The sequence below is a fragment of the Enterobacter sp. 3U4 genome (genome assembly GCF_057224565.1).
In genome coordinates this window covers 2,136,287-2,155,038 of sequence record NZ_CP136665.1, presented here as the reverse complement: position 1 = coordinate 2,155,038, position 18,752 = coordinate 2,136,287, and the positions used below count along the sequence as shown (strand labels likewise).

The following is an 18,752-nucleotide window of genomic DNA, read 5'->3' as shown; positions in this document are numbered from 1 at the left end:
ATGGAAACCGTACTTGATGCACTGAAAGCCATGGGCAAGGCCAGTTACCGCGATGTTGCTGCCCGCCTCGATATCGAACCTGTTGAAGCGCTGAGAATGCTGCGCGAGCAGAAAGAGCAGGGCCTGTGTGATTTTGCCGATGGCGGTTGGTTCATCGGTACCGCGAAGCCTAAGCGCGTAAGGCCGAAGCAGGAATCACCGCTGACTGGTCAGATCCTGGCGGTGATGCATGGCCAGGGAGCTATGAGTGCCGACAAAATCGCGAAGCTACTCGGAAAAACCTCCCGAGCGCTGAATGCCTCGCTGGGCGCCATGGGCAAAGAAGGGCTGGTGGTGCGCCACGTTGACGGGAAAAACATTACCTGGAGCCTGAAGGGTAATGATGCGCCAGTCCAGACAAACACCGCTCCAGACGCTGAGGCCAGCAACACGGTGCCTGCGCCGGCGGAGAAAACCACAGCGCAAATCGTCGAAGAAATCCCGGTGTTTACCGCGCGCCCGGATGACCTGGTGATCCCTTCATCCCGCTTTATCTCGGGTGAAATCCGCCGCACAAAAGCGAAGTTGGTCAAACTGCAAAAGCTGCAGGGTGCCATGCGCGAGCTGCGTCGCCACAAAGGCATGCTTCAAACTCTGACCCGAGGTGATATCTGATGTCCATAACCAAAATCTCTTCCGCCGTATCTGCCTTGCACAATCTGATAGCTATGCAGTCCGGAGCTCCGGTTTCGCTTGAAAAGCTGAAGGAGTATAGCGGTGTGTCCATTTCATACCTGGAGCAGATTTTTGCCGTCCTCCGCAAGGTTGGGCTGGTGGAATCTACGCGCGGCCCGGGCGGGGGATATACCGCCAGGGAAGATATTACCGTTGGCGATGTCGTCAGGGCTTTTGTTTCAGGCGGTTTTTTGCTGATCGCGCCTGTACTGGCCGCGCTGGACAGCGTGCGCATAACTGACATTCCGGAGGGATTTTCACTATGACCGACTTACCACGCTGCCCTAACTGCGGGCAAAGACCAGCCATGAGATTACGCAGCCGCGGCATCAACTGGGGATCGGCAGAAATTCGCTGCTCAAACGGATGTCCGGGTATACGCGCCGGATTTTCATTCCCGCCGGATGGTGAAAAGGCGGCAAGAGAAACTCTCCTTGTTAGATGGAAGGAGCTGGTTAGCGCTGAAGGCAAATAACTCACAGGAGCGCCCCGTAAGGGGCTTAATCCTGCCCAAACTGCGAAAATGCTTCGGCGGATTTTTGGCGTCGTGCACACAGCTTTTTTACGTATTAAACGTAAAAAAAGTTGATCAAAGACACTTGATAAACTTACCTTTGAGGTATAACTAAAGTTATAAAACATACATCATGGATGAATGCACAGTACCGCTACATACTGCTAACGGTAAAAACGGGAGGTAAGCATGGGATTCGCATATACATTGAGAGGGTACGGAACCATACAAAAGCCATCCGACAGGCTTTCTAAGGTTCTGAAAGAAAACAAGGATAAATTCCAGGTGAGTGATGACGGCTTTATCATGGTTAATCTTGAAAGTGATAAGGTCAGAAATGCTATCAAGGAGCAGCTTGATAAGATTGAGTCACTGGAAAACAACAAGCCAGGGAAAGAATGAATACACTGTTAATTGCTGTCATTTTGATTAGTGGTTATGTTTATGTAACCCTTTGTCTGGAAACGAGATATAGGTATAAGCGTTCTGTTGGTTGGGACGCTTATTTTTTTGTCGCTACTTGGGGCGCTGTTTTTGTATGTGTTGGCTGGGTTATCTGCACCTTCCTCGGCTTTCTTGGTGTTTATCGCTGGTTAATCAATTGTACTTTACATCTCTTCCATCTCAGCCCTGACTCTTTGAAAAAGGTTTTCCCTATTTCATTTGATGGAGGTAACTCCATTAAGGATCTCAAGTCTGCAGTGTGGGGGATGACCTCAATTGCTATTGCAGCTCTCTGCGGTTGGCGGCGAAAAAAGAGAACAGAGAAAGGAGATCGCAGGCTGGATGCTATCGCAAAAATTGTTTCCAGTAGTCCAGAAGAAAGTTTCCTGATGGAGGCTGCTGTCAGACAGTTTCCTGTAATCATAACGCTTTCTTCGAGAAAGTTTTACGTGGGAATTGTCATTTGTCCAAGCTTTGAAAATGGCGACTTTTCTCACATTGAACTTCTTCCGCTTTTGAGTGGCTATCGGGAGAAGGATACTTTAACGACTAACATCACCACGAACTATCGCAGGCACTATCAGTCAGAAGGCATTGTGGCGGAAGGCCTTGGTGGACTTACTCTAGAGGACTTTCGAATACTGGTAAGAAAGAGTGAGGTGGAGTCAATATCATTCTTTGACCCTGACACTTATTCTGTGTTCAAAGCTCACGAACAAGAAGACATAGAGAAATGTCGAGCGCTGAATAAAAATTTTCAACCGAAGATGTGATTTTTATTCTTCGTTAATCTTGCCCGCTTCGGCGGGTTTTTTTGAATTGAGACTTATGATGATAAGCACGAATTAAATTAACCCACAATGAGTTCATGGGTATACTCTCCTTTTTTTATAAGGAGATAAATCATGGCTATACCAGCATATTTATGGTTGAAGGACGATGGCGGCGCGGACATTGTTGGCTCTGTTGACGTGCAGGACCGCGAGGGCAGTATTGAGATCCACAGTTTTGCTCACGGCCTTCATCTGCCTACAGATAATATGACCGGCAAGATAACCGGCACTCGCATGCATAGCCCGCTGACCTTCGAGAAAGAATTTGATTCCTCAAGTCCATATCTGTACAGGGCTGTGGCCAAAGGCCAGACACTGAAAACCGCTGAATTTAAGTGGTACAAAATTAACGATGCAGGGCAAGAAGTTGAATACTTCAACATGCTGCTGGAAGGCGTAAAAGTAGTCTCTGTATGCCCTCTGATGCACAACTGCAAAAACGCCAGCACGGAAAAGCACAATCACCTCGAGGCGGTTTCCCTGCGATATGAAAAAATCACCTGGAAGCATTGCGATGGCAATATCATGTTCACTGATGCCTGGAATGAGCGATGATTCACTGCACATTCAGGCTGAACGGTGGCGCGCTGTCAAACCTGAGCTGTCCGGGGATAGGCTTTTTTCCTGCGTACTCCGGCAATGTGGGGCAATACCGGAACAGCCCTGATTCAGTCGCGGTGAAAAACGTCGGGCCACTGCCGCCAGGTAAATATTACATTGTGGACAGACCGAGGAGCATAGGCACTCGAGTGAAGGATTACTTCGCTACCAGGTACACGGGTTCCGATCATTCGATTTGGTTTGCCCTGTACCGCGACGATAACAGTATTGATGACGTAACTTTCATTGATGAAGTTGCAAGGGGTAACTTCAGGCTGCATCCTGCGGGTTATGAAGGTATAAGCAACGGCTGCATAACGCTGCCTTCGCCGGCGCACTTTCACATACTCAGGGAAGCGCTGTTGAGAACGCCCCAAATCCTGGTCACCGCTACACTCTCTGCTTACGGCACAATACAGGTGTATTAACATGGCTCCAGCAAAACAGGCAGGAATGTGGCTGATTCAGTTCATTTCATTTCTGGTCATTTTTTCCGTGATTTACATCATTTTCCCCTTTGAATACCTGTTTGACGTTTACAGCGACAAAGTGGGGTTCATAACGGAAACGGACTGGAGTGATGCGGTGCTGTTCGGTATCCTCGCCGTGTCAGTGCTGATTAATGCCGGGCTGATATTCCTCATAGCCTCAGCTAGGAAGAAAGGTTAAAACTGCAAGACCCGCTTCGGCGGGTTTTTTATTGCCAGTAACTTGACCTCAGAAAATGAAGTGATACTGTATATAAATACAGTATTTATTGAGGGCAAAAAAATGGGCGGAAAGGATCTGGATTATCAGGTTGTCTATCGTGGTGAGACGTTGCAGCAGTATGTGCCCGGCGGCTGGGTTTTCTTCCAGCGCCCAAAGGAGTGCGGCGGTGGTTACTGGATAGGACGGACCTATGACGATTGTTTCTGGTTTGAGTTCGCGCAGCCTACATCGCTGGGCATTGCGATTGAGTATGTGATCAAGGTGAATGCGGTCCAGGCGAGGCACTTGGATTTTGATGATGATTTCCGCCTAACCCCTTTAACCCCTTAGTGGTATATTTACACAGATTTACATTAGATTTTTTAAGGTCTTACCCCATCAACAGCCAGAAAGCTGCTGTGAAAAATTTGCATTAAGTCACATCTTTCGACGTTGACAATCTGACCGCCTTCAACGTGTGGTTTATTGATCGTTAAAACAGATCGGTGTAAGTGGTTTCGATCGGTCGTGACTATTGGACGAAATGATTTAGCCTGGCTTAACTAATAGCTCAGCGCTTAAAGGTAAGACGGAAAGCCCCCGACAGGGGAGTGTCAACCCTTTTGAGAATCAGCCTATGCCACTAGACGTAGAAGCACCAGGTGAGAGGATGTTGGTTGTTAGCATTCCGGAAGCTCTCATACCTGGCCTCGCTAACTTGTCCGGACCGGTGCTGCTCTATCTCGATAAGCTCAAAGTAGAAGATGGATTTGCACTAACAGAAAATGAGTTCGTAGCCTCGCTGGACACCCTGCAAACGGTCATATCCATGGCTGGTGTAACACCAGAGACGTTTGCTATACTCCCTGCGAGGGCATGAACACCCCTCATCTCTGAGTAACACTGCGCCGGACGAGAGATCGCAATGGCGCACCAAATCACAATACCTCAAGCATACCGTCATGATGGCGGTGCTTTCGTTTGTCTGCATCCAGGCGGTGCAGCATGAGCAAAAAGCGCACCTATAAAACCAAAGCCGAACAGCTCCACTTGGCCCGCGTGGCGGCGCTGGGTTGTATCGTCTGTAAGAACCTCGGGCACGAAGACACCCCGGCAGAGATTCATCACTGCAGCAAAGGCACCGGCTTTGCCGTTCGCGCCGATCACTTTCATGTGCTCCCGCTTTGTCGGCTTCACCACCGGGATGGTGGGCATGGCGTTGCAATCCACGCCGGGCGCCGGACCTGGGAAAAGAATTTCGGCACCGAGGAAGTATCGCTGGCGCAGGTAAGGGCGGAGCTGGGGGGGGCCTGCATGATCCCCGTCACCTATGCCTCGGTATGTAGCGGCATCGAGGTCGCTGATGGTGCGAGCTATAAAGCGATCGGCAATTCAATAGCGGTACCGAACATGCGCTTTCGTATGTTCTGCGATGAAGCCTGGCGTCATGAAATAGGGCGCCCATATCACCTTCGTTTTGCCGATGCCGCAGAGCTGGAGAAAGAAAAAGAACGCGGATATGGAAGAGCAGCCCCACCAGCAAAAGCCCATTCTGGACAACTTTATAGAATCTCTATTGGACGCCTTGTTTGAGGATGGCCTCCGCATTTGGGACGCCCGGGTATTAAAACTATGTTCGAAATCGGAATGATAATTATCGCAAATATTGGAGAGAAAAATGCGTGACATGTACGAGGTAATGGATTGCTGGGGAGCTTGGGCCGCTGCAGATAGTAGCGGGGTAGACTGGCAACCAATTGCAGCCGGGTTCAAAGGGCTTCTGCCACATGGTAAGAAATCACGCCTGCAGTGTGATGATGATGAAGGGATTATGATTGACGGTTGTGTGGCGCGTTTGAGGAAGTATAAGCCAGAAGAGTATGAGCTTATTATCGCGCATTTCGTGATTGGTATCTCTCTGAGAACAATTGCAAGGAAAAAGAAATGCTCGGACGGTACTGTAAGAAAAGATCTGCAAACCGCTCTCGGGTTTGTAGAGGGGGTGATGTCAATGCTATAAACTGGGGGTGGTAAGCCCCCATTTACTTTACTGTTTCAACAGTAGCCTTATATTTTGCCTAATAATGATTAGACAGTGTAATAAGAAAAAAACAGTAACTATGGCAAGCCAGACGCAAAATAAACAAGCGTATAGATTGGTAGAAAGACCGATGGTAAACTGCGCAATGGCAGTCGCGAGAGAAAATAAAATTGACGTATTAATAAAAGAAGAAAGATTATCTAAAGGCTTGTAAAGATCAGCATCATTTATATTATCGAGGGAGATGCCGGTGGCCTTGCTGTAAGTTTCTTTGTACTCAGATGTTGCGAATACTTTATCTCTAATATTTATAATGACAAAGGTATGCAAACTCAATAAGAAAGAACCAACAGAAATGAATCCGGAAAAGAGGTACCCTCGCAGATTTTTGTGATAAAAGTCAAAGAACTTTTCACTTACGCCAGGAGTGTTTCTATAAAGGAAGTAAAGCCCTAGCAAAACTAGGGCTGACAGCACGAGTAGTGTTAGGTACTGACACCTTAACCTTTTGTTTATAAGCCATTCATACAAAGGCATTTTTGTTGGTCCCGTTCAATATCTCATCCTTGATCATATCAAATACAGGGTTGGAAGTATAATTATCGTTAGTTAGGCCATTAATTTTTTCTGCTATTACATCAAAATCATAAGATTCGAAGAAAGCAGGGCAATCCATGAAATCTATAATCTTCTCTATTCCACCGTGATCAACTGCAGTAACTCTAGCTTTAGATATTCCCCCTTTCATGGCTTCAAAAGTATCAGACATAGTTTGTGAAAGCGTCCCAACTTTATATTTGTCGTCTGGATTAATACTCATGTCTATTGTTGTTGAATTGGCAAATGCTTCGAGTGGAGTTAATGCTCCACCCTTAAAGTCTATGTAATCGAATTTAAATGATGCTTTTTTATTTCTTTAAACTGCCCAAGAATAGATTTTATATCCTCCTTGGTTGTCATTATGCTAAATGAAAAACGCTTTTTATATTTTTTGTTAACTGCGGTGACTTCTTTTTGCTTTGGCTTGTCTCCCAGTTTTTCAATATCTGCTGCGTTTAGCTTTCTGATAAATTCATTACTTACGGTTTGAAAGTGGCTGAAAAGTGTGTTCAGGCTGCAAGAACCATGATGAGACATATACAAACCGCGAAGATTAGATTTGTTCAGCAAAAATAAATTGAATGTAGCTAATTTTTCGTCGCCCTTAAGGTCTTCAACTTTAAGCTTAAATTTGCCGTCAATGAACTGTGACATGCAGTTTCTCTTTTGATTTTTGAATGTGACCACCAAACCATAATAAAAATCATTCACATCGGACATAAGGAACCTGCGTGTATAATCTGCACGATTATATTGACGTGAGGATGATTTAATAAATTCATTAATCACATCTATTGAATTAATGTTTTCATTATCATTTGTTATTGAAAATCCTAAGCTTTTAACTTGCATTTGTGTGCACCCTAAATGGAACAAAAATTTATTTCCGGCAGTCTAGCCCACCAGCTGAAAAAAAACACTAACGCGTACGCAAAAAATGCCATAAGCTGCTAAGAATGATCACTTCGACACATAGCTTAACCCTCCAGTGTCAGTCTGATTTTTTCTTCTCTGTTGCAGACCAGCAACTGCTGATATTGCTCTCCAGGCAGAAATCTGCGATCTCGTTCCCGAATGCTTTTTGTGTTTTTCCATGTTCGGGACGGTGACATGTCCGCTGTCGCTGTTGTTACGCCAATGACTGAAGAACATTTTATCGCCGTCATCAGCATTCTCTGCTCGAGTATCGATGAGGGTTTTCGGTTCCTTGGTTGTTTTGATTGTATGCGGAACTGCTTCTGCAAGGTGTCGAAAGAATTTGGCAGTACTAAAAGGATTTTTAGGGTCGTACTCGATACCCAAAACACGACATAAGTCGTTATATGCCGATTTAGGCTGTAAGAAGGGAGCTATTGAATAACCTGGTTTGACGTTTTCCACGAAACAACACTTTTCGCCTATAGCGCCGAAAAGTAGTTTGTATGGGGAGCCATCTGTGAAAAGCAGTACATCGAAGGTTACCTGATTATGGCTGTACTGAAACTGAGTCCGAGTAATACCATTACGTCTCATGTCTTTGTGTAGTTCTTTCAATCCTGAAATTTGCATAGATGCCTCCCACTTCTAATTCATTGTTTAATACTACTTGTAGTGCGTACGCATTATGTGATCTGCGTCATTTTCGATGAGTATATGTTTGGAGAAATATCTGATTTCTACCACTGGGTTTGCGTGGTTAATTTGGCCTGTGTATTATTTCGCTCCCGGCCCTTTAGCTCAGTTGGTTAGAGCGTGCGACTCATAATCGCCCGGTCGCTGGTTCAACTCCAGCAAGGGCCACCAGACCGCCACTAGCTCATCGGGAAGAGCGGCAACTTAATGTTGTAGTACGAGGTTCGAGGCCCCGGTGGCGGACCAATGCCGACTTAGCTCAGTAGGTAGAGCAACTGACTTGTAATCAGTAGGTCACCAGTTCGATTCCGGTAGTCGGCACCATTTTTAGCTATTTGATGTCAAGGTAACCAGACTGTGAAATTTAACCCTGGACAGGTTGCTCTGATAGGTATCATTGGTATCCTGATTTCGCTATACGGAATTGCTCTTCTTGTCCGATATGTGTTTTTAAGTTCATTTTGAATGGGCGCTGTTTTTTGCAAAATTGCTGTGTGAAAATACTGACCTTTAGGTTCAGCGCTCATCCAAAAGCATCTCACCGAAATCCAACTAACCGGAGGGGGGGGTGTCTCAAATTCAAATAGCCTCGCTTAGTCGGGGCTTTCTGCTTTCCGGCGATCCGACAGGGGGATTCGTGAACGTGCTACGGCACAGTATCCCTGTCAGATTGCCGTTATGCACAAATTGAAGTTAATAAAGCAACTACTGATTAGAGGTCGCCAAATGGTGGCCTTTTTTTATTTCGGTGTCCGGCACCCGGTTGGACGCTATCACTTCAAAAATAAACCCATGAATAAAAAAATCCTGTACGCCGCTGGTGGCATTGTCGCTGGCCTTCTTCTGCTGCGCGCGTGCCGCAGCGACCCCGATGTGGTTGTGGCGCAGGGCGGTGGTCCTGTTGCAGTTCAGCCTGCACAGCCGGTTGTCGTGAACAATTCCGGCCACGATGGCTTTTTATCCGGGCTGGTGGCCGGTCACCTGCTGGGTGGCGGGCACAGCTACAGCACGCACAAAACGGTGGTCCATCAATACACGTCACCGCCGCGTCGCTATTACACATCACGCCGCAGCTATTCGCGCCCGCGCGCATTTCGCAGTCGCCGCCGATAAGGAAAACCCCGATGGATCCAAAACTTCCTGATTTTTGGGGCAAGACACTCGAATGGGTGATCGCAAACGCGCCATCCATTTATACCGCCGCCAGCGCAGCGGGCGTCTCTGTGCTTATGACCATCCGGGACGGTAAATCCTGGCTTTATACGCTGACCACTGCACCAGTATGCGGACTAATTGCGCTGGGCATTGCACCTTTACTTCAGCATTTTGGGCTGCCTGATAATGCCGCCCCGGCCATTGGTCCGGTGATTGGCTTCATTGGCGCAGATAAGGTTCGTGAAATCATCCTTGGCATTATTGACCGCAGAACCAGTAAATAAAACATTGCGAATATAAATTTTATTTTATGGGAGATAATATTTAGGCTTTTTTTGTGTGAGTTTTTATTTTATATCTATCTGCGACGGTATTCCTTACCACGGAAAATAAATTTAATTACCTTTAAAAGGATATAGATACAATGAAAGTCAAAAAAGAAGTTGTTCGAATTGATACGGGTGTATATGCAACATCTGTGAGCGAAACTGAGCGACTGTATTCAGCCCCCTTAAAATTGGCTGCACAAGATTATAACTTTAAAAAAGATGTTTCATATGCAGTCACTGTAGAAGTGCGCGTCGATGGTGTTACATACCCGCTTGATGCAAGCATCTGTGGCGAAGGTCATCGACCTGATTTAAGTCTGGATAGCTATACCATGACATGCATTGTTGATGATGGCGCGATTATTTCGGCAGTACTTGGCCAGGATGGGAAAACTCTGACCTTTACCAGCCCTGAAGACGGACCTTTGCGTGACCATTTCTTCGATGGAGCATATTCACTGTCTATCCCTCATGAGTATGAAGTTAATCGAATTGAAATCGGTGATTGCTATATTCAGGAACTCATTTAAATTCTAATTTTCAGGAGTTATGAATGAGGCTTTAAGATCAGAAGGGAAATTTATTCCCTTCTTTTAAATGGGGTTAAGGATATTTTTTATTTCTGCCAATATTTATTATCCAATCGATGAATATTTAACTGATGTTAAAGTCAGTTAATTTTCACGAAACACGGAGTGAATTATGTATACGAGTGATAAAGGTTGTCTACTCATTCAAAGTTTTGAGTCCTGCAGGTTAAAGGCATATCCCGACCCTAAAACGGGAGGTTCGCCCTGGACTATTGGATGGGGCCACACCGGACCAGAGGTTAAACCAGGCCTCGTATGGACGCAGACCCAGGCCGACGAAGCGTTCATTTCAGATCTGGTGGTGTTTGAGCGGGACGTCAACAGCCTGGTGAAAGTGCCGCTGACGCAGAATCAGTTCGATGCGCTGGTGAGCTTTGCCTATAACGTTGGCTCTGATATCGATGCCGATGATTTAGCGGAAGGTCTGGGCGACAGCACGCTGCTGAAAAAACTGAATGCCGGCGATTATGCCGGGGCCGCTGACGAATTTCTCAAATGGCGGAAGCCAATAAATTTGCCAGGCATTCTTCGCCGTCGTAAAGCCGAAAGAGCGTTGTTTTTATCATGACAGGCGCGGTGATTGCTCTGCTCAAAAAATTCTGGAAGCCACTGGTGCTGATTGTCCTGGTGGCTTTGTCTTTATGGGGCTTTGGTCACTGGCGTTATACCGCAGGCGAGACTGCTGAAAGGCTGGTCTGGTCCGACAAATGGTCAAAACGAGATAAGGCCGACGCAGAAGCCAGAGCGCAGCGTGAAGCCAGCGAACGGGCTGAAGAACAACGCCGCCAGCAGGCCGCCAACGAGGAGCAAAAACGTGCAGATGAAGAACTGGCAAAAGCACAGGCTGACGCTGATGCTGCTCAGCGTGCTTCTGACGGGCTGCAGCGACAGCTCGCCACACTACAGCGCCAGCTTGCAGGAAGTGAAACCGGCAGGCTTTCCGCCCTTGCCGCAGCAGGCACAGCAAAAGCCGAGACCGCCCGAGTGCTTGCCCAGCTGCTTGGCGAATCTGACAAAGCAGCGGGTATCTATGCAGCAGAAGCTGACCGGGCTTATATCGCCGGACAGACCTGTGAACGTATCTACAACAAAGTGACTAAACAGGAGTAAGGCATGCTGTTATGCGGCCATTCAATCGCGGGTAAGTTTCCATACCCGCCAAAAAGAGAACGATCAATGAGTGAAACCAAGCTACAGGGTAATACTACTGTAAACAGGTGGCGAACTTTAGCTCCGGCGGATATCGAAATGATAAAAGAAATTAAGGAGGTCAGCCGGGCCTTTATCAAAAAGCTTGAGTTTCTTGAATTCGTGCACGAAGGCGACAGGAGGGTTATGCGCTGGCTGGCTATCGCTCGTACCGATATGCAAACGGCGTGTATGGCTGCCTGTCGTGCTGTTGAGCAGTCTGATGACGGCTGCAAATTACTGGATGATGTTTTGGGTGCCTTACTATCACCATATCGCAGAGGAGGAATACCCGTTTGCTAAAATACTTAGCGGATAAAAAAATGGCACCTTACTCAGATGGTTTTCAGGCGCCCAGATATGACTAAATCTTAATTATTATTTTCCTGCTTTCTCGAACATCCTCATTGCCCTTGTAGCGGGCAAGGGAATAATACACATAATTAGAGTAGGGTTGTTGCTGAGGGTTGTAAAAATTAACGCAATAGTGAAACGGAGCGAAACTTGATGTAACCAAATGAATACTAGGATTTTTCTAAGATGCCATGGGGAATATGACATGTGTGAACGGCTGAATCTACTTTATTTATTTTTGTTCATGGTAAACCGGTTTTGGGAAGATAAAGAGATGGTTAAAAAAATCCCCGAACAGGGGAAACCGATAGTGTTCGGGGGAAATGGCTATGGGCACCGTAACTCATGACAATTTGAATATGGTACCTGGATTACATTTTCGCAACATAAAACACAGGTCGATACCAGAAATTTATTGCTGAGCGGAATAATGATTTACCACGAAACGTTTCCTGGGAATTTCTGCGGGTCCTCCCGGCGCCCTGAAAACACCGTGGGGGCGAGGACGCGCGGGAAACGGCTAGTTTTTCGCATTTTATGGACATCATCATCATGTGATTAACGCATTGATTTCCTGATTGTAATTTTTTTCAGGATGTCGATATGGCTAAAAAGTGTTCATCATCATGGATAAAGAATTAGAGAACTTCACCCTCAACCTGAATCAGCTTGCCACTATCACAGGATTGCATCGGCAGACGGTTTCGAGCCGTCTGGCAAATGTGCGTGTTGCCGCCGGAAGCAATGCGAAACTCAAACTTTATTCCGTGGTGGATATTCTTACCGAGCTGATTTCCCGCACGGCGGATCCGGAGACTGTCGATATTGATAAGTTGCTTCCGCAGGACCGCAAAGCCTGGTTTCAGTCCGAACGTGAACGGCTGAAATTCCAGATAGAGACCGCACAGCTTATTCCCGCCAGTGATGTGCGCCGGGAATTTTCCGCTATGGCAAAAGCAGTCGTGCAGGTGCTCGAGACTTTGCCGGATATTCTGGAGCGAGACTGTGCGCTGAGTGCGCAGGCTACAGAGCGTGTACAAAGCATCATCGATGATTTGCGAGACCAGATGGCCCAGAAGGTGTTTGAAGCAGATCCTGAGATTGATAAGGAGGATGTGACACCTGAGGAGGATTGATGGTCGTTCAGGACACTGCAGTAGGTGCCCGTAAGGATGTTACCCACATTTACCGTGCGCCGCGCAGAATGCCCGTGGCGGAAGCCGTTCAAAAATTTATGCGCGTCCCAATGGGGGCAGGCAACTCGGTTCCGTGGGATCCGATGGTGGCACCCTATGTTATTGAGCCCATGAATTGTCTGGCCTCCCGTGAATACGATGCGGTGATATTTGTGGGGCCCGCCCGAACCGGTAAAACTATCGGGCTCATAGATGGCTGGGTTGTGTACAACGTCGTGTGTGATCCTTCCGATATGCTGATTATTCAGATGACGGAAGAGAAAGCGCGCGAGCACTCCAAAAAGCGCCTTGCCCGGACATTCAGGGTAAGTCCTGAGGTTGCGAGCCGATTAAGCCCGCACCGCAACGACAATAACGTGCACGACCGCACCTTTCTGGCGGGTAACTATCTGAAGATTGGATGGCCGTCCGTCAACATTATGTCGTCCTCAGATTACAAGTGCGTGGCACTTACCGATTACGATCGTTTTCCTGAAGACATCGATGGCGAGGGCGATGCGTTCAGTCTCGCCTCAAAGCGTACCACCACCTTTATGTCGAGTGGCATGACGCTGGTGGAGAGTTCGCCCGGGCGCGATATACGCGACACGAAATGGCGGCGCTCAACACCACATGAGGCGCCACCCACGACAGGTATTTTATCGTTATATAACCGTGGCGATCGCCGTCGCTGGTACTGGCCGTGCCCTGAATGCGGCGAATATTTTCAGCCCGCCTTTGACAACATGAGTGGATACCGGGACATCGAAGATCCGGTGCGCGCCAGTGAAGCGGCATTTTTGAAGTGTCCTCACTGTGAAGCGCATATCCTGGCCGAAGAAAAACGCCTGCTGAACAGCAAAGGAGTGTGGTTGCGGGAAGGTCAGGCAATCGATCGTGATGGTAATGTCACGGGGGATGGCCGGCGCTCGCGTATCGCCAGCTTCTGGATGGAAGGTCCGGCGGCAGCATACCAGACCTGGGTGCAGCTGATTTATAAGCTGCTGACGGCAGAGCAGGAGTGTGATGCCACTGGCAGCGAAGAGACCTTAAAAACCGTGGTCAACACTGACCTTGGTCTGCCTTATTTGCCGCGTTCAGCCAGTGAGCAGCGCCGCAGCGATGCACTGATGGCGCGCATTGAGGATTCCGGTAAGCGCCTGGTGCCGCCTGGCGTTCGCTTTCTGCAGGCAGCTGTCGATGTTCAGGGCGGTAAATCCCGCCGGTTCGTTGTGCAGATCATCGGTTACGGGGAAAACGGGGAGCGTTGGCTTATCGACAGATACAACATCCGCTATTCACTGCGTGTCAGTGAAGATACGGGCGAAGCACTTCCCGTTCACCCTGGCGCTTATCCGGAGGACTGGGACCTGCTGGTTACCGATGTGCTGAATAAAAGCTATCCCCTGACAGAGCAGCCGGAAAAACGCATGCCCGTGCTGGCAATGGCTGTGGATTCGGGCGGTGAGGATGGTGTCACCGATAACGCCTATAAGTTCTGGCGGCGCTGCCGGCAGGATGGGCTGCACAAGCGCGTCTATCTGGTCAAAGGCGACAGCACCAGGCGTCAGAAGGTGATCACCAAAACCCGCCCCGACAACACCGGGCGTTCAGACCGGCGGGCGGATGCGCGCGGCGATGTGCCGGTGTATCTGCTCCAGACCGACTTACTCAAAGACCAGCTGAACAATGCGCTGCTGCGCGAGCTGCCGGGACCCGGATATATCCATTTCCCCCGGTGGCTGGGCGAGTGGTTTTTTGACGAACTCACGTATGAAGAGCGCGGCGTGGATGGCAAATGGCGCAAGCCGGGCAAGGGCAACAATGAAGCGTTTGACCTGTTCTGCTATGCGCACGCCGTTGCCATGCTGCGTGGCTACGACAAAATAAAATGGGATCAGCCTCCGGCCTGGGCAATGCCTCAGGACGAGAATCCCAACATTTTTAACCAGGATGAACAACGGGAGGTGGTGACGGTGAAAAAAGCCGCTGTAAAACGAAAATCCCCTGCAACAAAAGGTATTGCGCCCGCGCAAAATGACTGGCTTGGTTCCGGTGGTGGCGGAGGATGGTTATGACACGCCCGGAACTTCAGGCTATGGTCAGCCTTGTCCGTCAGGCCTATCAGGACGCGCTTGACGGAAAAACCGTTTCCTTTACCGGCGTTAACGGTCGCGCCATCACGAACCACGATCCCGCCGCGCTTCGCGCCGAACTTACTTACTGGGAAGACCGCCTGCAGCGCGCCACGCGACGTGGCAACGGGTACAAGCTCGCCTCATTCAACTGACAGGTAAATCATGGGAATTTTTGAGAAAACACTGGGGGCCATTTCCCCCGGGTGGGCGGCGTCGCGCGCAAAAAATCGTATGCTGCTGAAAGCCTATGAGGCAGCGCACCCCTCGCGCCTGCACAAAGCCCCGAGGGAAAGCCGTTCCGCGGATAACGCAGTGTATGCGGCGGGCACTTCCCTGCGCGAACAGGCACGGTGGCTTGATGAAAATCACGACCTTGTTACGGGAATGCTCGATAAGCTCGAGGAGCGGGTGATCGGGTCTGAGGGGATCCAGATTGAACCCCAACCCCTTAGGCGCGATGGCACGCTGCACAAGGAATTTGCCGCGCAGCTTTCTGCGCTGTGGGCGGAGTGGTCCCTGCGCCCTGAGGTGACGGGCATGTTTACTCGCCCGGAAGCTGAGCGTCTGTTGCTGCGTTCGGCGCTGCGCGACGGTGAGGTGTTCACGCAACTGGTTCGCGGCCCGGTGCCGGGCCTGACGCACAGCACCCGCGTGCAGCTGTCGCTGGAATTACTCGAGGCTGACTTTGTCCCAAACAACCTCAACAGTAACGCGGGCCAGCTTATCCGCCAGGGGATTCTGGTCAATGCCTGGGGGCGACCCACTGGCTATAAGGTTTATAAAAATCACCCCGCGAACAGCTTTGGGCTGCCGGCCGATTTCAAAACGGTGTCAGCCGATAACATGCTGCATGTGGCAATGCGCAAGCGCCTGCATCAGATGCGCGGGATAAGCCTGCTGCACAGCGTCATTACCCGACTTTCTGACATCAAAGATTACGAGCAGAGTGAACGGGTGGCGGCGCGTATTGCGGCAGCGCTGGGGTTCTATATCAAGCGTGGTGATGCGCAGAGTGTTGGCGATGACAGTGAATTTTCGGAGCCGGGAGAGCAGCGCTATTTCAACATCGCACCGGGCATGATTTATGACGACCTGAAGCCCGGCGAAGACCTGGGCATGGTGGAGTCAAACCGCCCGAACGTCCACCTGCATGAATTTCGCAACGGCCAGCTGCGCGCCGTCGCAGCCGGCACGCGCAGCACCTATTCCACCATTGCCCGGGATTACAACGGGACTTACAGCGCACAGAGGCAGGAGCTGGTGGAGGGGCAGGAGGGCTACAACGTCCTGCAGAACTGGTTTATCGGGCAGCACAGCCGTCCGGTCTACCGTGCCTTTGTGGCGATGCTTAAAGTGTCCGGGATTGAAATTCCTTCCGATGTGGATCCTGCCAGCCTTTTCAATGCGACATATCTCGGCCCGGTCATGCCGTGGATTGATCCGGTGAAAGAGGCGCTGGCCTGGAAGGCAATTGTCCGCGGCGGAGCCGGTACAGAGGCCGAATGGGTGCGGGCACGCGGCCAGTCACCGATGGAAGTGAAGCGTCAGCGTCTTAGTGAAACAGAATTTAACCGTGAAAATGGTCTGGTGTTCGATTCGGATGCCGCCAACGATAAAGGAGTCACACCGAATGCAACCGAAAATACCGATCCCGGCGGGGATGATGATGCTTCCTCAGGCCAGTCTCGCCGGCATTGATGCGGCCACCAGTCAGACCTGGTATGAAATCCGTGCACTGGCGGGAGATCGCGTTGAGATTTACCTCTATGACGTGATTGGCGGCTGGGGCATTACCGCGCAACAGTTCGTGAACGATTGCAAAGAGGCGGGGGTTTTCGAAGCCAGTGCGATTGATTTGCATATCCACAGCCCCGGTGGGGACGTGATGCAGGGCTTCGCCATCTATAACACGCTGGCCCGCCTTAAGGCAAAAGTGGATATCTGGGTGGACGGCATGGCGGCCAGCATGGCCTCGATGATTGCCTGCCTCCCGGGGGCCACGGTGCATATGCCGGAGAACGCCTGGCTGATGATCCACAAACCGTGGGGAGGTATTGCCGGGGATGCGGACGACATGCGCGATTATGCCGACTGGCTGGATCGTAATGAGGCGCTGATGCTGACCGCCTACACCGGGAAGACCGGCCTGCCGAAAGACGAGGTGGAGGCGATGCTGAAAGCGGAAACCTGGCTTAACGGCGCAGAAGCGGTCGAAAAAGGTTTTGCCGACACGCTTGAACCAGAACTGCAGGCCGCAGCCTGTATCAACACGAATCAACTGAAGGATTATCAAAATATGCCAAAACAAATTAATACCCTGTTTGGTGCGCGTGCGCAGACGAACCCGGCGCCTCAGACTCCTGTCCCGCAGAATCAGCCGACACCTCAGGCATTACAGATCCCGCCGGCACCTCAGGAGCCTGGTCAACCGGTCGATATTAACGCGCTGGCAGAACAGCTACAGCAGCGTATGCAGGCAGCCAACGTCGAACGCGTGACGGCTGTAAATGCCGTGTTTGAGAATTTCCCGGCGTTCGCAGAACTGCGCGCCAGCTGCGTAAGTGATTTTTCCGTAACTGCCGAACAGGCACGCGACAAGCTGCTGGCTGCACTGGCTGCAGGAACGACGCCAACCGCCGGAGCGGGAAACGGCGCGCATATTTATGCCGGCAACGGCAATCTGGTGGGGGATTCAATTCGCGCCTCCATTATGCATCGCGCAGGTCATGCGCAGGCTGAAAAAGACAACCGTTATACCGGTTATACCCTTCGCGAACTGGCCCGCGCCTCGCTGGTTGATCGCGGTATCGGCATTTCCGGTGCCTCTGCGCCGATGCAGATGGTGGCGCTGGCCTTCACCCACAGCAGCAGCGATTTTGGCGCTATCCTGATGGACGTGGCCCACAAATCAGCCCTGCAGGGATGGGATGATGCGGTGGAAACCTTCGATCGCTGGACCCTGAAAGGGACGCTAACCGACTTTAAAACCTCGCATCGTGTCGGCCTTGAGTCCTTCCCGAATCTTCGTCAGGTGCGCCCGGGGGCCGAGTACAAGTATGTCACCCTGAAGGATCGCGGCGAGCCGATCGCCCTGGCAACCTACGGGGAGCTGTTCAGTATCGACCGCCAGACCATCATCAACGATGACATGTCCATGCTCACCCGCATTCCGATGGCGATGGGGAGTGCGGCGCGCTCGACCATCGGCGATCTGGTCTATGCCGTACTGACCGGTAATCAGGCTATGAGCGATGGCAATGCGCTCTTCAGCGCAGAGCACGGAAACCTGGTCAGTGCCTCGCTGGATATCAACGGCATGGATAAAGCCCGCCAGGCGATGCTGCTGCAAAAATCCGGGGACCGCCGCCTGAACATTCGTCCGGCTTACATGCTGACGCCGGTGGCGATTGAGAGTAAGGCCCGCCAGCTGATCACCTCCGTCAGCGTCCCGGGTGCCGATGTAAACAGCGGTATCAGCAACCCGCTGAAAGATTTTGTCGAGGTTATCGGCGAGCCGCGTCTTGATGACGAAAGCGCTGCAGACTGGTATCTGACCGCCGCGCAGGGGCGTGACACTATCGAGGTGGCGTATCTGGACGGTGTGGATGCGCCTTACCTTGAGCAACAGCAGGGCTTCACCGTTGACGGCGCGGCGTTCAAGGTCCGCATCGATGCGGGGGTGGCGCCGCTTGACTGGCGCGGCATGGTTAAGGCCACCGCGCCGGCCGCGAAAAAATAACGAACCGCCGCACTGGCGGTTTTTTTATATCCGGCGG

Annotated in this window: 25 protein-coding genes, 2 tRNA genes and 1 pseudogene; 24 read left to right on the top strand and 4 right to left on the bottom strand. The window is 50.4% G+C overall.

Annotated elements, in window-relative coordinates:
* The 11 genes and pseudogenes from RVY89_RS10295 to RVY89_RS10245 all read left to right on the top strand — a co-directional run bounded on the left by RVY89_RS10295 (position 1) and on the right by RVY89_RS10245 (position 5,815).
* On the top strand, positions 1–654 hold the full coding sequence (locus RVY89_RS10295) for a DUF1627 domain-containing protein (RefSeq protein ID WP_484827746.1): 654 nt from the start codon (positions 1–3) through the stop codon (positions 652–654).
* Complete coding sequence (locus RVY89_RS10290; RefSeq protein WP_484827745.1) at positions 654–980, top strand: Rrf2 family transcriptional regulator; 327 nt, start codon at positions 654–656, stop codon at positions 978–980. The genes RVY89_RS10295 and RVY89_RS10290 overlap by 1 nt, the downstream gene beginning before the upstream one ends.
* 437 nt (positions 981–1,417) lie before the next feature.
* A complete protein-coding gene (locus RVY89_RS10285; protein WP_484827744.1) occupies positions 1,418–1,630 on the top strand; it encodes a hypothetical protein in 213 nt (70 codons plus the stop codon).
* On the top strand, positions 1,627–2,445 hold the full coding sequence (locus tag RVY89_RS10280) for a hypothetical protein (protein ID WP_484827743.1): 819 nt from the start codon (positions 1,627–1,629) through the stop codon (positions 2,443–2,445). The genes RVY89_RS10285 and RVY89_RS10280 overlap by 4 nt, the downstream gene beginning before the upstream one ends.
* Before the next feature lie 132 nt (positions 2,446–2,577).
* Positions 2,578–3,060 carry an Hcp family type VI secretion system effector gene (locus tag RVY89_RS10275; RefSeq protein WP_484827742.1) on the top strand — a complete coding sequence of 161 codons (483 nt, stop codon included), beginning with the start codon at positions 2,578–2,580 and terminating at the stop codon, positions 3,058–3,060.
* On the top strand, positions 3,057–3,533 hold the full coding sequence (locus RVY89_RS10270; protein ID WP_484827741.1) for a DUF2778 domain-containing protein: 477 nt from the start codon (positions 3,057–3,059) through the stop codon (positions 3,531–3,533). The genes RVY89_RS10275 and RVY89_RS10270 overlap by 4 nt, the downstream gene beginning before the upstream one ends.
* Position 3,534: 1 nt before the next feature.
* Positions 3,535–3,774 (top strand): hypothetical protein, encoded by a 240-nt coding sequence (locus tag RVY89_RS10265; RefSeq protein ID WP_484827740.1) that lies wholly within the window; start codon positions 3,535–3,537, stop codon positions 3,772–3,774.
* Positions 3,775–3,876: 102 nt separating this feature from the next.
* A complete protein-coding gene (locus tag RVY89_RS10260) occupies positions 3,877–4,146 on the top strand; it encodes a hypothetical protein (protein WP_484827739.1) in 270 nt (89 codons plus the stop codon).
* A gap of 654 nt (positions 4,147–4,800) precedes the next feature.
* Positions 4,801–4,995: pseudogene (locus tag RVY89_RS10255) on the top strand (Ref family recombination enhancement nuclease); the annotation flags it as partial.
* Between the two features lie 283 nt (positions 4,996–5,278).
* Positions 5,279–5,446, top strand: a complete 168-nt coding sequence (locus RVY89_RS10250; RefSeq protein ID WP_484827738.1) for a RusA family crossover junction endodeoxyribonuclease — start codon at positions 5,279–5,281, stop codon at positions 5,444–5,446.
* 27 nt (positions 5,447–5,473) lie between these two features.
* Positions 5,474–5,815, top strand: coding sequence for an antiterminator Q family protein (locus RVY89_RS10245; RefSeq protein ID WP_484827737.1), 342 nt, complete (start codon positions 5,474–5,476; stop codon positions 5,813–5,815).
* Between the two features lie 27 nt (positions 5,816–5,842).
* Here RVY89_RS10245 and RVY89_RS10240 read toward each other — a convergent pair whose 3' ends face one another.
* From RVY89_RS10240 to RVY89_RS10225, 4 genes are all read right to left on the bottom strand, one after another.
* Positions 5,843–6,373 (bottom strand): hypothetical protein, encoded by a 531-nt coding sequence (locus RVY89_RS10240; RefSeq protein WP_484827736.1) that lies wholly within the window; start codon positions 6,371–6,373, stop codon positions 5,843–5,845.
* The gene (locus RVY89_RS10235) at positions 6,360–6,656 is read right to left on the bottom strand and encodes a hypothetical protein (protein ID WP_484827735.1); all 297 of its coding nucleotides are present in this window, start codon (positions 6,654–6,656) and stop codon (positions 6,360–6,362) included. Before RVY89_RS10235 ends, RVY89_RS10240 begins: the two co-directional genes overlap by 14 nt.
* A 59-nt stretch (positions 6,657–6,715) precedes the next feature.
* A complete protein-coding gene (locus tag RVY89_RS10230) occupies positions 6,716–7,288 on the bottom strand; it encodes a hypothetical protein (RefSeq protein WP_484827734.1) in 573 nt (190 codons plus the stop codon).
* A 108-nt stretch (positions 7,289–7,396) separates the two neighbouring features.
* Positions 7,397–7,984: a DUF6037 family protein gene (locus tag RVY89_RS10225; RefSeq protein WP_484827733.1), complete on the bottom strand. Its 588-nt coding sequence runs from the start codon at positions 7,982–7,984 to the stop codon at positions 7,397–7,399.
* A gap of 157 nt (positions 7,985–8,141) precedes the next feature.
* On the opposite strand from RVY89_RS10225, the gene RVY89_RS10220 reads away from it, so the two are divergent.
* From RVY89_RS10220 to RVY89_RS10160, 13 genes are all read left to right on the top strand, one after another.
* A tRNA-Ile gene (locus RVY89_RS10220) sits at positions 8,142–8,218 on the top strand.
* A gap of 77 nt (positions 8,219–8,295) precedes the next feature.
* Positions 8,296–8,371 (top strand) — tRNA-Thr (locus RVY89_RS10215).
* 354 nt (positions 8,372–8,725) lie between these two features.
* Positions 8,726–9,160, top strand: coding sequence for a hypothetical protein (locus RVY89_RS10210; protein WP_484827732.1), 435 nt, complete (start codon positions 8,726–8,728; stop codon positions 9,158–9,160).
* 11 nt (positions 9,161–9,171) lie between these two features.
* Complete coding sequence (locus tag RVY89_RS10205; RefSeq protein ID WP_484827731.1) at positions 9,172–9,486, top strand: phage holin, lambda family; 315 nt, start codon at positions 9,172–9,174, stop codon at positions 9,484–9,486.
* Positions 9,487–9,626: 140 nt separating this feature from the next.
* Complete coding sequence (locus RVY89_RS10200; protein ID WP_484827730.1) at positions 9,627–10,061, top strand: hypothetical protein; 435 nt, start codon at positions 9,627–9,629, stop codon at positions 10,059–10,061.
* Positions 10,062–10,233: 172 nt separating this feature from the next.
* A complete protein-coding gene (locus RVY89_RS10195) occupies positions 10,234–10,689 on the top strand; it encodes a lysozyme (protein WP_484827729.1) in 456 nt (151 codons plus the stop codon).
* Complete coding sequence (locus RVY89_RS10190; RefSeq protein WP_484827728.1) at positions 10,686–11,231, top strand: DUF2514 family protein; 546 nt, start codon at positions 10,686–10,688, stop codon at positions 11,229–11,231. Before RVY89_RS10195 ends, RVY89_RS10190 begins: the two co-directional genes overlap by 4 nt.
* Positions 11,232–11,297: 66 nt before the next feature.
* Positions 11,298–11,612 (top strand): Acb2/Tad1 domain-containing protein, encoded by a 315-nt coding sequence (locus RVY89_RS10185; protein ID WP_484827727.1) that lies wholly within the window; start codon positions 11,298–11,300, stop codon positions 11,610–11,612.
* Between the two features lie 677 nt (positions 11,613–12,289).
* Positions 12,290–12,799, top strand: coding sequence for a DUF1441 family protein (locus tag RVY89_RS10180; RefSeq protein WP_484827726.1), 510 nt, complete (start codon positions 12,290–12,292; stop codon positions 12,797–12,799).
* Positions 12,799–14,916, top strand: a complete 2,118-nt coding sequence (locus RVY89_RS10175) for a phage terminase large subunit family protein (RefSeq protein WP_484827725.1) — start codon at positions 12,799–12,801, stop codon at positions 14,914–14,916. Before RVY89_RS10180 ends, RVY89_RS10175 begins: the two co-directional genes overlap by 1 nt.
* Positions 14,913–15,128 carry a hypothetical protein gene (locus RVY89_RS10170; protein ID WP_484827724.1) on the top strand — a complete coding sequence of 72 codons (216 nt, stop codon included), beginning with the start codon at positions 14,913–14,915 and terminating at the stop codon, positions 15,126–15,128. Before RVY89_RS10175 ends, RVY89_RS10170 begins: the two co-directional genes overlap by 4 nt.
* A gap of 10 nt (positions 15,129–15,138) precedes the next feature.
* On the top strand, positions 15,139–16,674 hold the full coding sequence (locus RVY89_RS10165) for a phage portal protein (protein WP_484827723.1): 1,536 nt from the start codon (positions 15,139–15,141) through the stop codon (positions 16,672–16,674).
* The gene (locus tag RVY89_RS10160) at positions 16,607–18,715 is read left to right on the top strand and encodes a ClpP-like prohead protease/major capsid protein fusion protein (RefSeq protein WP_484827722.1); all 2,109 of its coding nucleotides are present in this window, start codon (positions 16,607–16,609) and stop codon (positions 18,713–18,715) included. The genes RVY89_RS10165 and RVY89_RS10160 overlap by 68 nt, the downstream gene beginning before the upstream one ends.
* The last annotated feature ends 37 nt before the right edge of the window (positions 18,716–18,752 follow it).

Excerpts from the sequence above, each read along its gene's own strand:
- RVY89_RS10245 (WP_484827737.1), top strand. The coding sequence starts at position 5,474 with ATGCGTGACATGTACGAGGTAATGGATTGCTGGGGAGCTTGGGCCGCT.
- RVY89_RS10270 (WP_484827741.1), top strand. The coding sequence starts at position 3,057 with ATGATTCACTGCACATTCAGGCTGAACGGTGGCGCGCTGTCAAACCTG.
- RVY89_RS10195 (WP_484827729.1), top strand. The coding sequence starts at position 10,234 with ATGTATACGAGTGATAAAGGTTGTCTACTCATTCAAAGTTTTGAGTCC.
- RVY89_RS10165 (WP_484827723.1), top strand. The coding sequence starts at position 15,139 with ATGGGAATTTTTGAGAAAACACTGGGGGCCATTTCCCCCGGGTGGGCG.
- RVY89_RS10275 (WP_484827742.1), top strand. The coding sequence starts at position 2,578 with ATGGCTATACCAGCATATTTATGGTTGAAGGACGATGGCGGCGCGGAC.
- RVY89_RS10265 (WP_484827740.1), top strand. The coding sequence starts at position 3,535 with ATGGCTCCAGCAAAACAGGCAGGAATGTGGCTGATTCAGTTCATTTCA.
- RVY89_RS10240 (WP_484827736.1), bottom strand. The coding sequence starts at position 6,373 with ATGCCTTTGTATGAATGGCTTATAAACAAAAGGTTAAGGTGTCAGTAC.
- RVY89_RS10250 (WP_484827738.1), top strand. The coding sequence starts at position 5,279 with ATGCCGCAGAGCTGGAGAAAGAAAAAGAACGCGGATATGGAAGAGCAG.
- RVY89_RS10200 (WP_484827730.1), top strand. The coding sequence starts at position 9,627 with ATGAAAGTCAAAAAAGAAGTTGTTCGAATTGATACGGGTGTATATGCA.
- RVY89_RS10160 (WP_484827722.1), top strand. The coding sequence starts at position 16,607 with ATGCAACCGAAAATACCGATCCCGGCGGGGATGATGATGCTTCCTCAG.
- RVY89_RS10290 (WP_484827745.1), top strand. The coding sequence starts at position 654 with ATGTCCATAACCAAAATCTCTTCCGCCGTATCTGCCTTGCACAATCTG.
- RVY89_RS10280 (WP_484827743.1), top strand. The coding sequence starts at position 1,627 with ATGAATACACTGTTAATTGCTGTCATTTTGATTAGTGGTTATGTTTAT.
- RVY89_RS10260 (WP_484827739.1), top strand. The coding sequence starts at position 3,877 with ATGGGCGGAAAGGATCTGGATTATCAGGTTGTCTATCGTGGTGAGACG.
- RVY89_RS10185 (WP_484827727.1), top strand. The coding sequence starts at position 11,298 with ATGAGTGAAACCAAGCTACAGGGTAATACTACTGTAAACAGGTGGCGA.
- RVY89_RS10175 (WP_484827725.1), top strand. The coding sequence starts at position 12,799 with ATGGTCGTTCAGGACACTGCAGTAGGTGCCCGTAAGGATGTTACCCAC.
- RVY89_RS10180 (WP_484827726.1), top strand. The coding sequence starts at position 12,290 with ATGGATAAAGAATTAGAGAACTTCACCCTCAACCTGAATCAGCTTGCC.
- RVY89_RS10235 (WP_484827735.1), bottom strand. The coding sequence starts at position 6,656 with ATGAGTATTAATCCAGACGACAAATATAAAGTTGGGACGCTTTCACAA.
- RVY89_RS10225 (WP_484827733.1), bottom strand. The coding sequence starts at position 7,984 with ATGCAAATTTCAGGATTGAAAGAACTACACAAAGACATGAGACGTAAT.
- RVY89_RS10210 (WP_484827732.1), top strand. The coding sequence starts at position 8,726 with ATGCACAAATTGAAGTTAATAAAGCAACTACTGATTAGAGGTCGCCAA.
- RVY89_RS10285 (WP_484827744.1), top strand. The coding sequence starts at position 1,418 with ATGGGATTCGCATATACATTGAGAGGGTACGGAACCATACAAAAGCCA.
- RVY89_RS10295 (WP_484827746.1), top strand. The coding sequence starts at position 1 with ATGGAAACCGTACTTGATGCACTGAAAGCCATGGGCAAGGCCAGTTAC.
- RVY89_RS10205 (WP_484827731.1), top strand. The coding sequence starts at position 9,172 with ATGGATCCAAAACTTCCTGATTTTTGGGGCAAGACACTCGAATGGGTG.
- RVY89_RS10190 (WP_484827728.1), top strand. The coding sequence starts at position 10,686 with ATGACAGGCGCGGTGATTGCTCTGCTCAAAAAATTCTGGAAGCCACTG.
- RVY89_RS10170 (WP_484827724.1), top strand. The coding sequence starts at position 14,913 with ATGACACGCCCGGAACTTCAGGCTATGGTCAGCCTTGTCCGTCAGGCC.
- RVY89_RS10230 (WP_484827734.1), bottom strand. The coding sequence starts at position 7,288 with ATGCAAGTTAAAAGCTTAGGATTTTCAATAACAAATGATAATGAAAAC.